Source organism: Streptomyces sp. NPDC052107, assembly GCF_040680215.1.
Taxonomy (GTDB): Bacteria; Actinomycetota; Actinomycetes; order Streptomycetales; family Streptomycetaceae; genus Streptomyces.
In genome coordinates, this window is sequence record NZ_JBFAWG010000002.1 from 223,533 (window position 1) to 236,906 (window position 13,374).

General features: G+C 71.8%; 14 protein-coding genes. 9 read left to right on the plus strand and 5 right to left on the minus strand.

Features of this window, described 5'->3' with window-relative positions; genetic code table 11:
* Positions 1 to 2: 2 nt before the first annotated feature.
* Positions 3 to 953, minus strand: a complete 951-nt coding sequence (locus tag AB0M27_RS02915) for an RluA family pseudouridine synthase (protein ID WP_365717239.1) — start codon at positions 951 to 953, stop codon at positions 3 to 5.
* A 65-nt stretch (positions 954 to 1,018) separates the two neighbouring features.
* On the opposite strand from AB0M27_RS02915, the gene AB0M27_RS02920 reads away from it, so the two are divergent.
* The 5 genes from AB0M27_RS02920 (at position 1,019) to AB0M27_RS02940 (ending at position 5,232) form a co-directional block, all read left to right on the plus strand.
* Positions 1,019 to 1,600 carry a GNAT family N-acetyltransferase gene (locus AB0M27_RS02920; protein ID WP_365717241.1) on the plus strand — a complete coding sequence of 194 codons (582 nt, stop codon included), beginning with the start codon at positions 1,019 to 1,021 and terminating at the stop codon, positions 1,598 to 1,600.
* Positions 1,601 to 1,712: 112 nt separating this feature from the next.
* The gene (locus AB0M27_RS02925) at positions 1,713 to 2,336 is read left to right on the plus strand and encodes a PadR family transcriptional regulator (RefSeq protein ID WP_365717521.1); all 624 of its coding nucleotides are present in this window, start codon (positions 1,713 to 1,715) and stop codon (positions 2,334 to 2,336) included.
* Positions 2,337 to 2,507: 171 nt separating this feature from the next.
* Positions 2,508 to 3,515: an ATP-binding cassette domain-containing protein gene (locus AB0M27_RS02930; RefSeq protein WP_365717243.1), complete on the plus strand. Its 1,008-nt coding sequence runs from the start codon at positions 2,508 to 2,510 to the stop codon at positions 3,513 to 3,515.
* The gene (locus tag AB0M27_RS02935; protein ID WP_365717245.1) at positions 3,512 to 4,288 is read left to right on the plus strand and encodes an ABC transporter permease; all 777 of its coding nucleotides are present in this window, start codon (positions 3,512 to 3,514) and stop codon (positions 4,286 to 4,288) included. Before AB0M27_RS02930 ends, AB0M27_RS02935 begins: the two co-directional genes overlap by 4 nt.
* Positions 4,289 to 4,299: 11 nt before the next feature.
* Entirely contained in the window at positions 4,300 to 5,232 is a 933-nt protein-coding gene (locus AB0M27_RS02940) for a 5'-nucleotidase (protein WP_365717247.1), read from the plus strand.
* A 12-nt stretch (positions 5,233 to 5,244) separates the two neighbouring features.
* Here AB0M27_RS02940 and AB0M27_RS02945 read toward each other — a convergent pair whose 3' ends face one another.
* The 3 genes from AB0M27_RS02945 to AB0M27_RS02955 form a co-directional block, all read right to left on the minus strand.
* A complete protein-coding gene (locus AB0M27_RS02945) occupies positions 5,245 to 6,090 on the minus strand; it encodes a siderophore-interacting protein (RefSeq protein ID WP_365717249.1) in 846 nt (281 codons plus the stop codon).
* A gap of 106 nt (positions 6,091 to 6,196) precedes the next feature.
* Positions 6,197 to 7,132 (minus strand): 5'-3' exonuclease, encoded by a 936-nt coding sequence (locus tag AB0M27_RS02950; RefSeq protein WP_365717251.1) that lies wholly within the window; start codon positions 7,130 to 7,132, stop codon positions 6,197 to 6,199.
* Between the two features lie 29 nt (positions 7,133 to 7,161).
* On the minus strand, positions 7,162 to 7,518 hold the full coding sequence (locus AB0M27_RS02955; protein ID WP_365717253.1) for a hypothetical protein: 357 nt from the start codon (positions 7,516 to 7,518) through the stop codon (positions 7,162 to 7,164).
* A gap of 127 nt (positions 7,519 to 7,645) precedes the next feature.
* On the opposite strand from AB0M27_RS02955, the gene AB0M27_RS02960 reads away from it, so the two are divergent.
* The 4 genes from AB0M27_RS02960 to AB0M27_RS02975 all read left to right on the plus strand — a co-directional run bounded on the left by AB0M27_RS02960 (position 7,646) and on the right by AB0M27_RS02975 (position 12,249).
* Positions 7,646 to 8,734, plus strand: coding sequence for a betaine/proline/choline family ABC transporter ATP-binding protein (locus tag AB0M27_RS02960; protein WP_365717255.1), 1,089 nt, complete (start codon positions 7,646 to 7,648; stop codon positions 8,732 to 8,734).
* Complete coding sequence (locus AB0M27_RS02965) at positions 8,727 to 10,544, plus strand: ABC transporter permease/substrate binding protein (protein WP_365717257.1); 1,818 nt, start codon at positions 8,727 to 8,729, stop codon at positions 10,542 to 10,544. The genes AB0M27_RS02960 and AB0M27_RS02965 overlap by 8 nt, the downstream gene beginning before the upstream one ends.
* Positions 10,545 to 10,951: 407 nt before the next feature.
* Complete coding sequence (locus AB0M27_RS02970; RefSeq protein ID WP_365717259.1) at positions 10,952 to 11,524, plus strand: XRE family transcriptional regulator; 573 nt, start codon at positions 10,952 to 10,954, stop codon at positions 11,522 to 11,524.
* Complete coding sequence (locus AB0M27_RS02975) at positions 11,524 to 12,249, plus strand: helical backbone metal receptor (RefSeq protein WP_365717261.1); 726 nt, start codon at positions 11,524 to 11,526, stop codon at positions 12,247 to 12,249. The genes AB0M27_RS02970 and AB0M27_RS02975 overlap by 1 nt, the downstream gene beginning before the upstream one ends.
* Here the strand turns inward: AB0M27_RS02975 and AB0M27_RS02980 are convergent.
* The gene (locus tag AB0M27_RS02980) at positions 12,161 to 13,324 is read right to left on the minus strand and encodes a TDT family transporter (RefSeq protein WP_365717523.1); all 1,164 of its coding nucleotides are present in this window, start codon (positions 13,322 to 13,324) and stop codon (positions 12,161 to 12,163) included. The genes AB0M27_RS02975 and AB0M27_RS02980 overlap by 89 nt on opposite strands.
* Between the last annotated feature and the right edge of the window lie 50 nt (positions 13,325 to 13,374).

The following is a 13,374-nucleotide window of genomic DNA, read 5'->3' on the forward strand; positions in this document are numbered from 1 at the left end:
ACTCAGCTCCGGCCGGCCCAGCTGTCGTACGACTCCCAGGCGCGGAGCACACGTCCGCTGACGAACGTGTGCTCCGCGCCGGTCACCGGATCGGTGAACTCCAGCCTGCGGGCGAGCAGTTGCAGCGGGCGCCGGAAGTCGTCCGCCGGCACCGGGGCGGTCACCTCCGGATACAGCGGGTCGCCGAGGACGGGCACGCCGAGCGCGTTCAGATGCACCCGCAGCTGATGGGTCTGCCCGGTCGCCGGGACCAGCCGGTACCGGGCCAGCCCGCCCCGGTGCCCGGCCGACTCGACGTACGTCTCGGCGTTCGGCGCGCCCTCGACCTCCCGGGCCGCCTGCACCCCGCGCTCCTTGACGATCCGGCTGCGCACGGTCCGGGGCAGGGCCAGCGAGGGGTCGTACGGTGCGACCGCCTCGTACTCCTTGCGCACCCGCCGGTCCCGGAACAGCGTCTGATACGCCCCGCGCTCCTCGGGCCGCACGGTGAACAGCACCAGTCCTGCCGTCAGCCGGTCCAGGCGGTGCGCGGCGGTCAGCGTGGGGATGCCCAGCTCGCGGCGCAGCCGGGCCAGCGCGGTCTCGGCGACATGGCTGCCGCGCGGGGTCGTGGCGAGGAAGTGCGGCTTGTCGGCGACGACGATGTGCGCGTCGCGGTGGATGACGTCCACCGGGAACGGCACCGGTACCTCGGCGGGCAGCTCGCGGTGGAACCACACGAACATCCCCGGCTCGTACGGTGCGTCCGGCGCCACCGCGCGCCCGTCGGCGCCGACGATCAGCCCGGAGTCGAACATCGACTCGATCATCCCGGGCGCGGCCCCCGTCAGCCGCTCCACCAGATGCTCCCGCACGGTGGCCCACATCCCGCCGTACGGCAGCCGCACCCGCACGGGGTCGACCCCGTCGCGCTGGGGGAGCGGGGCGGGCGGAGGTGGCGTACGGCGTCTCATCGGGGTCAAGGGTACGAGGCGGAAACCGGTGGGCCTGCGGCCGTGCGGTCGGCAGGATGAGGATCATGCCGTATCTCAACAGCCCGGTCGTCCCGGCCGGCACCCTCGCCCGTGTCCCCCAGCCCAGCCTTCCCGGCGGCGACGGGCTGCTGCTGCGCCCCTGGCAGGCGAAGGACGCGTCCGCCGTGTACGCCGCCTTCCAGGATCCGCTGATGCACCAGTGGCACATCAGGTCCGCCGACTCCGAGGAGGAGGTCGCCGGCTGGATCGCGCGGTGGCAGAGCTGCTGGAAGGACGAGAGCCAGGCCCAGTGGGCCGTCGTGGACGCGGACACCGACGAACTGCTGGGCCGCGTCGCCCTGCGCCGGATCCTGCTCGACGACGGCTGCGCCGAGGTCGCGTACTGGACGGTGGCACGCGCGCGTGGCCGGGGCGTCGCGGTCCGGGCCACCACCACGCTGTCCCGCTGGGCGTTCGAGGAGATCGGTCTGCACCGCCTCGAACTCTCCCACGCCACCGCCAACGAGGCCTCCTGCCGCGTGGCCGTGAAGGCCGGCTTCACCGCCGAGGGCACCAAGCGCAGCGCCCTGCTCCATTCCGACGGCTGGCACGACATGCACCTCCACGCGCGCGTGCGCGGCGACTGACCCCCGCGCGCGATCACTCGGGAGACGCGATACATCGTGTGTATTGACCATCGCGAGTGGGACGCGATATATTCGTGTGCGGATATTCGGAAGCGAGGTGATCGCCGTGGCCATGAAACGTCGCAAGCTCGGCAACCCGCTGGCGCTCGCGGTGATGGCGACCCTCTGGCAGAAGCCCATGCACCCGTACGAGATCGCCCAGACCCTGCGCCGCCAGGGCAAGGACACCAGCACGAAGATCAAGTACGGCTCGCTCTACACGGTCGTGCAGAACCTCGAGAAGCACGGCTTCGTCGAGGTGACCGACGTCGAGCGGCAGGGCAACCGCCCCGAGCGCACGGTGTACGGGCTGACCGACGCCGGGCGCGAGGAGCTGACCGAGTGGCTGTCGGACCTCATGGCCGTCCCGGTGAAGGAGTACCCGATCTTCGAAACCGCCCTCTCGCTCATGGGCGCGCTGCACCCGGACGAGGTGGTGCGGCTGCTTCAGGAGCGGCTCAGCGCGCTGGAGGTCCAGGTGGCGAGCGGGCGGGGAGCGCTGGAGAAGCTGTCCGAGACGCTGCCTCGGCTCTTCCTCGTCGAGGTCGAGTACCAGTTGCACATGACCGCGGCGCAGGCCGAGTGGGTCCGCGGCTTCCTGGCGGAGATCGAGGAGAGCACCCTGCCGGGCGTCGACGACTGGCGGCACTTCCATGAAACCGGGGAGCTCCCACCGGAGTTCACCGCGTCCACCTGAGAGAGAACACGACCCCGGCGGGGCTGTTGCAGCAGCTCCGCCGGGGTCTCGAACCCCGAAACGGATCCGTCGTGCGGCGGCTCCGGGCGATCGAGGTGCGGCACACCCAGGATAGCCCGGCGCTCTTCACGTGGATCTTCCGTCCTTCGCACACGCTGGAGAGCAGTCGTCATGAACACCCGTGCGCCCGCAGTGGAGGCGCGCCGGCTCGTCAAGGCCTATCCCGGTGACGTCACCGCCCTGAACGGCATGGACATCACCGTGGCACCGGGGACCGTCTTCGGACTCCTCGGCCCCAACGGCGCCGGCAAGTCCACCACCGTCAAGATCCTCACCACCCTCGCCCGCCCCGACTCCGGCACCGCGACCGTCGCCGGACACGACGTGCTGCGCCACCCCGACCGGGTGCGCCGCGCGATCGGCGTGGTCGCCCAGCAGTCCGGCGCCGACCCGGTCGCGACGGGCCGGGAGAACCTCCAACTCCAGGGCCGCCTCTACGGATTGACCGCTGCGGCACTGAACCGCCGGGTGGACGAGCTGCTGGAGCGGTTCAGCCTCGCCGACGCCGCCCGCCGGCCGGTCAAGGGCTACTCCGGCGGCATGCGGCGCCGTCTGGACGTCGCCCTCGGGCTGGTGCACCGGCCCGAGGTGCTCTTCCTGGACGAGCCGACCACCGGCCTCGACCCGGAGGCGCGCACCGCGATGTGGGAGGAGATCGGCCGGCTGGCCGGCGAGGAGGGGCTGACCATCCTGCTCACCACGCACTATCTGGAGGAGGCCGACCGGCTGGCCGAGCGCATCGCCATCGTCGACCGCGGCCGGATCGTGGTCGAGGGCACCCCGGACGCCCTCAAGGGCGAACTGCGCGGCGACGCCGTCCACCTGGAGCTGGGCGAACCGGTCGGAGAGGCTGGCCGCACCCTGCTCACCGGCGCCCTGACCGCGCTGCCCGGGGTGCACGAGGCGCTGTGCGAGGGGCGCCGGATCAGCGTCCGCGCCGACGACGGAGCGGCCACGGTGCCCGCCCTGCTCGCCGCGCTGGACCGGGCCGGGGTCACCGTCTCCTCGGCCACCGTCGCCCGGCCCTCGCTGGACGACGTCTATCTGCGCCACGCGGGCCGCCGGTACGCCGAGGCGGAGGCCGAGACCGGCGCCGTGCTCGCCGGAGGTGTCCGATGAGCGCCGCCCTCACCCAGACCTGGTACATGACGCAGCGCCAACTGCGTGTGTTCGCCCGGCAGCCCGCCTACGCCGTCATCACCCTGATCCAGCCGGTGATCTGGCTGTTCCTGTTCGGCAACCTGTTCAAGAAGGTCGTCGAACTGGGCGGCTTCGGCACCACCTCCTACCTGGACTACCTGGTACCGGGCGTGGTGGTGATGAGCGCCCTCAGCTCCAACATGTGGGCGGGGATGGGCACGTTGGAGGAGATCCAGCGCGGCACCCTCGACCGGTTCCTGACCACCCCGGTGAGCCGGGCGGCGCTGATGAACGGCAACGTCGTCAACAACGGCCTGGTCACGGCGTTCCAGTCGGTGGTCATCGTGCTGCTCGGCCTGCTCGGCGGCGCCGACTACCCCGGCGGCGTCGGCGGCATCGCGATCCTCGTAGTGGCCGCCGTCCTGCTCGGCACCATCTTCGGGGCCCTGTCCAACGCGCTCGGCATGCTCGTGCGCGAACGGGAGTCGATCATCGGCATCAACACCTTCCTGCTGCTGCCGCTGACCTTCCTCTCCAGCGCCTTCATGGCCCCCTCGCAGATGCCCGCCTGGATGCGGCACATCGCCGACTTCAACCCGCTCAACTGGGCCATGGTGGCGGGCCGTTCCGCGATGTCCGGGCATCCCGACTGGAGTGACGTCCTCAGCCGCGGCGGCGCGCTGCTCGCGCTCGCCATCGCGGCGGTGTGGCTGTCGATCCGCACCTTCCGCTCCTACCAGCGGTCGGTGTGATGATGTAGGACATGCCGCCTTACGACCTCGCGAACCGGCTCGTCGTCGGAGTCGCCTCCAGCGCCCTGTTCGATCTGCGGGAGTCGGACGCCGTGTTCCGCGAGCAGGGCGAGGAGGTCTACCGGGCCTACCAGGAGGAGAACGTGGACAACACGCTCCGGCCCGGGGTCGCGTTCGCGTTCATCCGCAGGCTGCTGTCGCTCAACGACCTCGGCGAGCCGGGAGATCCGCTCGTCGAGGTCATCATCCTCTCCCGCAACGACCCCGACACCGGCCTGCGGGTCATGCGGTCGATCGAGGCCCATGAACTGCCGGTCAGCCGGGCCGTGTTCATGCAGGGCAGAGCCCCGTACGCGTTCATGACCGCGCTGAACATGTCCCTGTTCCTGTCCGCGAACGGCGACGACGTACGCGAGGCGGTCGCCGCCGGCCTGCCGGCCGGGCACGTGCTCGGATCGTCGTACGCGGACGATCCGGACGACCCGGAGCTGCGGATCGCGTTCGACTTCGACGGGGTGCTCGCCAGTGATGCCGCCGAGCAGGTGTACCAGTCCGGCGGTCTGGAGGAGTTCCGCGCGCACGAGAGCCGTAACGCGGCGACCCCGCACGACCCCGGACCGCTGCGGGACTTCCTCGCCGGTGTCAACCGGATACAGCGCCGGGAGGAGGAACGACGCAGGACCGACCCCGACTACCCGACCCGGGTCCACGTCTCCATCGTGACCGCGCGCGCCGCGCCGGCGCACGAGAGGGCCGTGCGGAGCCTGAAGCAGTGGGGCGTGACGGTCAACGGCGCCTTCTTCCTCGGGGGCATCGAGAAAGGCGCGGTGATGAAGGTGCTCAGGCCGCACATCTTCTTCGACGACCAGGTGACACACCTTCAGCGCATGTCCCGGACCACGCCGAGCGTGCACATCCCGTTCGGCAAGATCAACGAGAGCTGAGCGGGGCCGCTGTCACGCCGCCGCCGCGCCGCTCTCCTGCTCGGCCTCGATACGGGCGTTCCACTCCCGCTTGGAGGCCTGCCAGCCGTCCTCGTTGTGGCCCAGGCGCCAGTAGCCGGAGATCGACAGGTCCTCGCGCGGGACGTTCAGCTCGACCCGCAGCAGCCGGCGCAGCTCCTTCACGAAGCCCGCCTCGCCGTGCACGAACGCGTGCATCCGGCCCTCGGGGAACTCGAGGGCGCGTACGGCCTCCAGCAGTGCCTCGCCGACCGGCCGGTCCCCCCGGTGCAGCCAGACGACCGCCCCATCGGAGTCGATCTTCTGCTCCTCCTCGGGGCCGGACACCTCCACGAAGGCATGGACGCGGGCGCCGGCGGGCAGCGCCTCCAGGGACCGCGCGATCGCGGGCAGCGCGCTCTCGTCACCGGCGAGCAGATGCCAGTCGGCCGCGGGGTCGGGGGCGTAGGCGCCGCCGGGGCCCATGAAGCGCACGGTCTCGCCCGGCCGCACACGGCATGCCCACGGGCCGGCCAGGCCCTCGTCGCCGTGGATGACGAAGTCCAGGGTCAGCTCGCGGCGTTCGGGGTTCCAGGCGCGCACGGTGTAGGTCCGGGTCACCGGCCACTGCTCCCGCGGGAACTCCGCACGGATCCGCTCCAGGTCGAAGGGTTCCGGGTAGGTCACGCCCTCCGGGCCGAAGAGCAGCTTCACGTAGTGGTCGGTGCAGGTGTCCGCCGCGAAGTCGGCCAGGCCCTCGCCGCCGAGCACCACACGCTGCATGTGCGGGGTCAGCCGCTCGGTGCGGACCACGTGGGCGGTGCGGGTCTTGCGCGGCTTTCGTACCGGACGCTCTGCCATCACGACCTCCTGCAAGATGGTTAGGTTTACCTAAGTTAGCATCTCGCCCTGCGGTCACACCTCTTTCCCGGCCACCGGTGGAGAGCCCTTTGCCGGAATATTCCGGTCACGGTCCCGCGGGTCCCACGGCGAGGGTGGTCAGCAGCCGCTGCAGGGAGCCGCCGAGCCCCCAGCGCTTGGCCAACTGCTCCAGGCCCGCCGGGTCCCGCGGGGCCTGTGGCAGAGCCGTGTCGACGTCCGGCAGCGGTACGTCGTCCGCCACCCGCACCACCTTCGGCGCGACCGCGACATAAGGGCCGGCCTCGGTGAGCCGCTTGCGCTGCGACGGCGTGAGCTTCGCCCCCGGGTCGTCGACCGCCGCCATGATCCCGGCCAGGTCGCCGAACTCGGCGAGCAGCTTGGCGGCCGTCTTCTCGCCGATCCCGGCCACGCCCGGCAGGCCGTCGCTCGGGTCGCCGCGCAGGAGCGCCAGATCCGCGTACCCCCGCCCGTCGACCCCATACTTCTCGCGCAGCACCGCCTCGTCGGTCAGCTGCAGGGTGCCGACGCCCTTCAGTGGATACAGCACCCGGATCCCGCGCGCGTCGTCCACCAGCTGGTACAGATCGCGGTCGCCGGTGACGATGTCCACCGGGACCGCGGCGCGCGCGGTGAACGTGCCGATCACGTCGTCCGCCTCGTATCCCGCGACGCCGACCCGGGCGATGCCGAGCGCGTCCAGCACCTCCTCGATGACCGGCACCTGCGGGGAGAGGGTGTCCGGCACCTCCTCCAGGTCCGGCGCGTCCTCGTGTTCCTCGGCGACCCGGTGGGCCTTGTAGGTGGGGATGAGGTCCACCCGCCACTGCGGCCGCCAGTCGGCGTCCATACAGGCCACCAGGTGCTGCGGCCGGTGGTCCCTGACCAGCCGGTCGATGAAGTCCAGCAGTCCGCGCACGGCGTTCACAGGCGTGCCGTCGGGTGCCTTCACGGAGTCCGGGACGCCGAAGTAGGCGCGGAAGTACAGGGATGCGGTGTCGAGCAGCATGAGTCGTCCGGTCACGTTCGCATCATGCCGTACCGCACCGACAGTCACCCGGTCGGCGACAGCAGCCACCTCCAGCGCGGCCGCTCCGTGACGAGGGTCGCGCAGGCCAGCAGGGTCACGGGCACGGCGGCCCAGGCCGGCCACAGCCACCAGGCCGAGACCACGGCGGCCACCAGCTGGAGCAGTACGAACAGGATGGTGACGCCGCCCGGGACCGGGACGATCACGCTCGCCTTGTCGCCCGGAGTGGAGAACACCGTCGGCAGGCCGACGAGCACCACCAGCGCGAGCACGGCCAGGGGCCAGGAGTGCTCCGAAAGGGCCCATGGCGTGGCCACCCAGGCGACCAGTTCGGTGACGAAGCGCAGCGCGGACGCGCGTGTGTCGTCGGGTCGATCCACGGTTGCCCCCCAACAGCGGTAGGCGGGCATCGTAGACCGCGCTGTGAGCTGAGCCACTTAAAAGTTTGACCATCTCGATCCCGGGGAGGCGCCGTCACTGTCCCGCCCCCCGAGACGAGAGGTACGCGTGCAACCCAGGCTTGAGGCCGAGCACCTGTTCAAGGTGTTCGGCAGAGGACCGGACCGAGCGGTGGAACGCCTGCGGCAGGGCGCGGACCGGAAGGAGTTGCGCGCCGACGGCACCACCGCCGCCGTGATCGACGCCTCCTTCCGCGTCGAGGCGGGCGAGATCTTCGTCGTCATGGGCCTGTCGGGCTCCGGCAAGTCCACCCTGCTGCGCATGCTCAACGGCCTGCTGGAGCCGACCGCGGGCAGCGTCCGCTTCGACGGCGAGGACCTGACCGCGCTGACCGCCCGAGAACTGCGCGAGCTGCGCTCGAAGAAGATCAGCATGGTGTTCCAGCACTTCGCGCTGTTCCCGCACCGCAGCGTCCGCGACAACGCCGCCTACGGCCTGGAAGTGCAGGGCGTGCCCCGCGCCGAGCGCGAGCGCCGCGCCGACGAGGCGCTCGCCCTGTGCGGCCTGGCCGGCTGGGAGGGCTCCTGGCCCGACGAGCTGTCCGGCGGCATGCAGCAGCGCGTCGGCCTCGCCCGCGCCCTCGCCACCGACGCCGACCTGCTCCTCATGGACGAGTCCTTCAGCGCCCTGGACCCGCTGATCCGCCGCGACATGCAGGACCAGCTCCTGGAACTGCAGAAGACCCTGAAGAAGACCATCGTCTTCATCACCCACGACCTCAACGAGGCCATGCGCCTCGGCGACCGCATCGCCGTCATGCGCGACGGCCGCATCGTGCAGACCGGCACCGCCGAGGACATCCTGCTGCGCCCCGCGAACGACTACGTCGCCTCCTTCATCCAGGACGTCGACCGCTCCCGCGTGCTGACCGCCGCCGCCGTCATGGACACCGATCTGCGCGGCGACGAGGCCGACTGCGGCTGCGAGACCGCGGCCCCCGACACGCCGTTCACCGAGCTGTGCGCCATCAGCGCGCGCGTGCCCCACGCGGTGGCCGTGCTCGACACCCGCCGCACCCTCGTCGGTGTCGTACCCCGCCGGCGCCTCGTCGGCTTCCTCGGCGACGAACACGGCGAGCCGGCGGCGTGCGACAACCGGCGCGACCAGGGCGGGAAGAAGGTGATCAGCCGTGCCTAGGATCCACCTCGGCGACTGGGTCGACTCCGGCGTCAACTGGCTGGTCGACCACCTCTCCTGGCTCTTCGACGCCATCAAGGCGGTCATGGAGGGCATGTACGACGGCATCGACGCCGTCCTCGGCGCGCCCCAGCCGCTGCTGATGGCGGGCATCCTCGCCGTCATCGCCTGGTGGCTGCGCGGACTGCTCGCCGGCGTCCTCGCCTTCGCCGGATTCGCGCTGGTCGACTCGCTCGACCTGTGGGACCAGGCCATGTCCACGCTCGCCCTGGTCCTGGTGGCGACCCTCATCGCGCTGGCGATCTCGCTGCCGCTGGGCATCTGGGCGGCCCGCTCCAAGGCGGTCGGCGCGGCCGTACGACCCGTCCTGGACCTGCTCCAGACCATGCCCTCGATGGTCCTGCTGATCCCGGCCATGCTGTTCTTCGGCCTGGGCACCGCCGCCGGTGTCGTCGCCACCCTGATCTTCGCGCTCGCCCCCGGCGTCCGCATGACCGAGCTGGGCATCCGTCAGGTCGACGCCGAACTGGTCGAGGCCGCCGAGGCGTTCGGCACCGCACCGCGCGACATCCTGTGGCGGGTCCAGCTGCCGCTCGCCCTGCCGACCATCATGGCCGGCGTCAACCAGGTGATCATGCTGGGCCTGTCCATGGTCGTCATCGCCGGCATGGTCGGCACCGGCGGTCTCGGCGGTGCCGTCAACGAGGCCATCGGCCAGCTCGACATCGGCTACGGCTTCGAGGCGGGCGTCGGCATCGTCGTCCTCGCCATCTACCTGGACCGCATCACCGGTGCCCTCGGCACCCAGCTCTCCCCGCTGGGCCGCAGGGCCGCCGCCAAGGCACCCACGCGCGCGTGGTCGTACCGCCCGCGCCCGGCCGTCGCGGTCGTCGGCGTGGTCGTGCTCGCGCTCGTCGCCGGCGGTACGGGGATCTTCGGTTCGCCCGCCGGCACCTCCTCCGAGGCCTCCGGCACGAACGTCGGCAAGGGCCAGGAGATCCGGATCGGCTACATCCCCTGGGACGAGGGCGTCGCCTCCACCTTCCTCTGGAAGGAGATCCTGGAGGAACGCGGCTTCAAGGTCACCACCACCCAGTACGCGGCCGGCCCCCTCTACACCGGCCTCGCCACCGGCCAGCTCGACTTCGAGACCGACTCCTGGCTGCCCACCACCCACGCCGAGTACTGGAAGAAGTACGGCAAGCAGCTCGACGACCTCGGCTCCTGGTACGGGCGGACCTCCCTGGAGCTGACCGTCCCCTCCTATGTGCACGACGTGAACTCCCTGGCGGACCTGAAGGACCACGCCTCCGAGTTCGGCGGGAAGATCGTCGGCATCGAGCCCAGCGCGGGCGAGATGGGCCTGCTCAAGAGCAAGGTACTCAAGCAGTACGGCCTCGACGGCACGTACCAGGTCATCGACGGCTCCACGCCGGCCATGCTCGCCGAGCTCAAGCGCGCCTACGCCAGGAAGCAGCCGGTCGTCGTCACCCTGTGGTCCCCGCACTGGGCCTACAACGACTACGGCCTGAAGAAGCTCAAGGACCCCAAGGGCGCCTGGGGCGGCGGCGACGGCGTGCACACCCTGGCCCGCAAGGGCTTCGCCCAGGACAACCCGCAGGTCGGCCGCTGGCTGAAGGACTTCTCCATGACCGAGAAGCAGCTCACCGGTCTGGAGGCGCAGATCCAGAAGGCCGGCAAGGGCAAGGAGCAGGACGCCGTACGCGCCTGGCTGCGCGAGCACCCCGGCCTGGTCGACAAGTGGGCACCGGCCGCCAAGAAGGGCGCCAAGAGCCAGGCGGCCGGGTGACCTGACCTTCCCGGACCGCCACCCGAGGGGCGGGCACCGCCGGACGCCGTCGAGCGTCCGGCGCGGCCCGCCCCTCGCGGCGTCGGCAGGCACCGTCGCCACACCCTCCCGACACGGCAGCGATCCGGCCAACCACGGTGCGTGACGATCATTGGCCCCCACCCCGGCCCCCGGCCCTGCTGGTCGGCATGTTCGCCCCGGTCCGGACCGCGTCCAGGAGCGGCCCGCGGCCCCGTCACGCTGGCGCGAACCGTGAGGGTGGCGGCTCGGCAGCATGTCGGGTATGTGACAGCCGCGTGAAACGGTTTGCCGAACATGCGTAGGGTGCAGAGAAGTCATCAGGAGAGGTGTGTCCCGACCCGGGCACCCGGACAGCGGCACGACGAGCGAGGGAGGGAGCCGGAGCGATGGGCGACCACAAAGAACAGCAGCCCGTCCGGGTGGGCGCGGCCGTCCGGCGGCGCCGCCGTGCCCTGGAGCTGACCCTCGCCGTCGTGGCCGAGCGCAGCGGTCTGTCGGTGCCCTTCCTCAGCCAGGTCGAGAACGACCGGGCCCGCCCCAGCCGCACCTCGCTGGAGAAGCTGGCCGACGCCCTGCGCACCACGGCCGTCGAACTCCTCGCCGCCGCCGACCCGGCGGCCAGCGTGGACCTCGTCCGCGCCGACCCGGCCACCGAGGGCGACTTCGCGCCCCGGACCCGCTCCCTGGTCCGCGGCCACCATCAGTTGCACGCCTCCGAGTTCACCGGCGACCACGACGCCGGCCGCGAGTTCCAGCACCGCAACGACGAGCTGATGTACGTCGCCGACGGCGCGGTGGAGATCGAGGCCGAGGGGCGCGCGTATCGCCTCGGGCGAGGCGACACTCTTTATCTGACCGGTGGGGTACGTCATCGCTGGCGGGCGACGGTGCCGGACACCCGGGTCGTCGTGGTGGCGGTCGCCGAGCACATCGAGGCCGTTCAGGACCGGTCGCGCTGATGGTGGCGCGGATCGTCTCCTTGGTTCCTTCGTTGACCGAGGCGGTGGCCGTCACGCTCCCCGGCGCCCTCGTCGGCGCCACCGACTGGTGCACCCACCCACCCGGCCTGGACGTCACCCGGGTCGGCGGTACCAAGAACCCCGGGCTCGACCGCATCCTCGCCCTCGCCCCCGACCTCGTGATCGCCAACGAGGAGGAGAACCGCGCCCCCGACCTGGACGCCCTGCGCGCAGCGGGCCTTCACGTGCTGGTCACCGAGGTGCGGAGCGTGCCGCAGGCCTTCGCCGAGCTGGCCAGGGTGCTCACCGCGTGCGGCGCGCCGGGGCGTCCGCGCTGGCTGGCGGAGGCCGAGGCGGCCTGGGCGGCGCTGCCCCGGCCCGAGGCCCGTACGACCACGGTGGTACCGATCTGGCGCCGGCCCTGGATGGTCCTCGGCCGGGACACCTTCGCCGGTGACGTCCTGGCCCGGCTCGGCGCCGACCATCTGTACGCCGGGCACCCCGACCGCTACCCCCGCGTCCCCCTGGACGAACTTCTGGCAGCGGCCCCGGACCTGGTGGTGCTGCCCGACGAGCCCTACCGCTTCACCGCCGACGACGGCCCGGAGGCCTTCCCCGGCCTGCCCTGCGCCCTGGTCAGCGGGCGGCATCTGACCTGGTACGGCCCGTCTCTGTGCGAGGCGCCACGGGTGCTGTCCGAGGCGCTGCGAGCAGTTCGCCGCTGAGCAGGCCGCGTACGGTGCCGGTCGCGGCCGCCAGCCACGCGGCGGCGAGCAGGGCGTACAGCCCGACGGCCAGCGCGTCGTAGACCGCGAGACCGGTGTGCCGGGCGAGCGCCATCGCGCCGGTGACACACGTGCCCACCGGGAAGGTGAAGGCCCACCAGCTCATCGTGAATCGCATGCCCTGCCGACGGGCCCGCACCACGTGCGCGGTCGCCAGCGCCAGCCACAGCAGCGCGAACCCCATGACCGGCACCCCGTACAGGACGGCGAGGACGGCGAGGCCGCGGGCGTCCGCGGCCGGTACGACGCCCGGAGCCCCCTCCGCGATCCTGCCGACCGCGGTGGTGGACTGCCCCAGCGGGCCGAGGACCAGGAACAGCGTCGGGGTGAGAGCGAGCGGCAGCGGACCCGAGACCAGCCGGGCGAAGACCAGTGACAGCATCAGCAGCGTCGCGAGCAGGCTCAGCCCGAACAGCGCGAGGCAGCCCAGCAGCAGGGTCTCGCGGGGCTGGCCGGCCGGCAGGTACGGCACCAGCAGCGGGCCGAGCGCGGCCGACACCATGGGTGCGACCAGCGGCAGCAGCCAGGCCGGGCTCGCCTGCGCGGGCTCGACGCGATGCCGTACGGCCATCAGGTACGGCACGGCCACGGCGGCCGCGAGCCCGATCGCCGTACCCGCGGTGAACAGGACGGCGTCCAGGGCGACGGCCGTAGCGGGGCCGATCAGGTTCCGCCCGGCCGTCAGGGCACCGCCGCCCACCGCCAGCAGGGCCATCGACAGACAGCCGTAGAAGGGCGCCACGGCCGGGTCCAGGAGATCCGCGCGGGCCCGGTCGCGATGGTGCGCCCACTGCACGGCCCGGGCCGCGAGCAGGATCACCAGCATGATCAGGGACAGGACCCAGGCCCCGGCGAAGAGATGGCGCAGACCTGCCGCGTGCGTGGGCAGGGCGACGCCGGCCGAGCCGAGGATGGCGGTGCCCATGACGGCGGCGTACCAGTTGGGGCCCAGGTGGCGGAGCCGTTCGGTGCGGAGGGCGGAAGCGGTGGACAAGGGCTGTGCTGCGGTGACCATGGTGTCACCGTGCCGTCGCCGCTCGCCCCTGACCAGGGAGTTCATTTCTA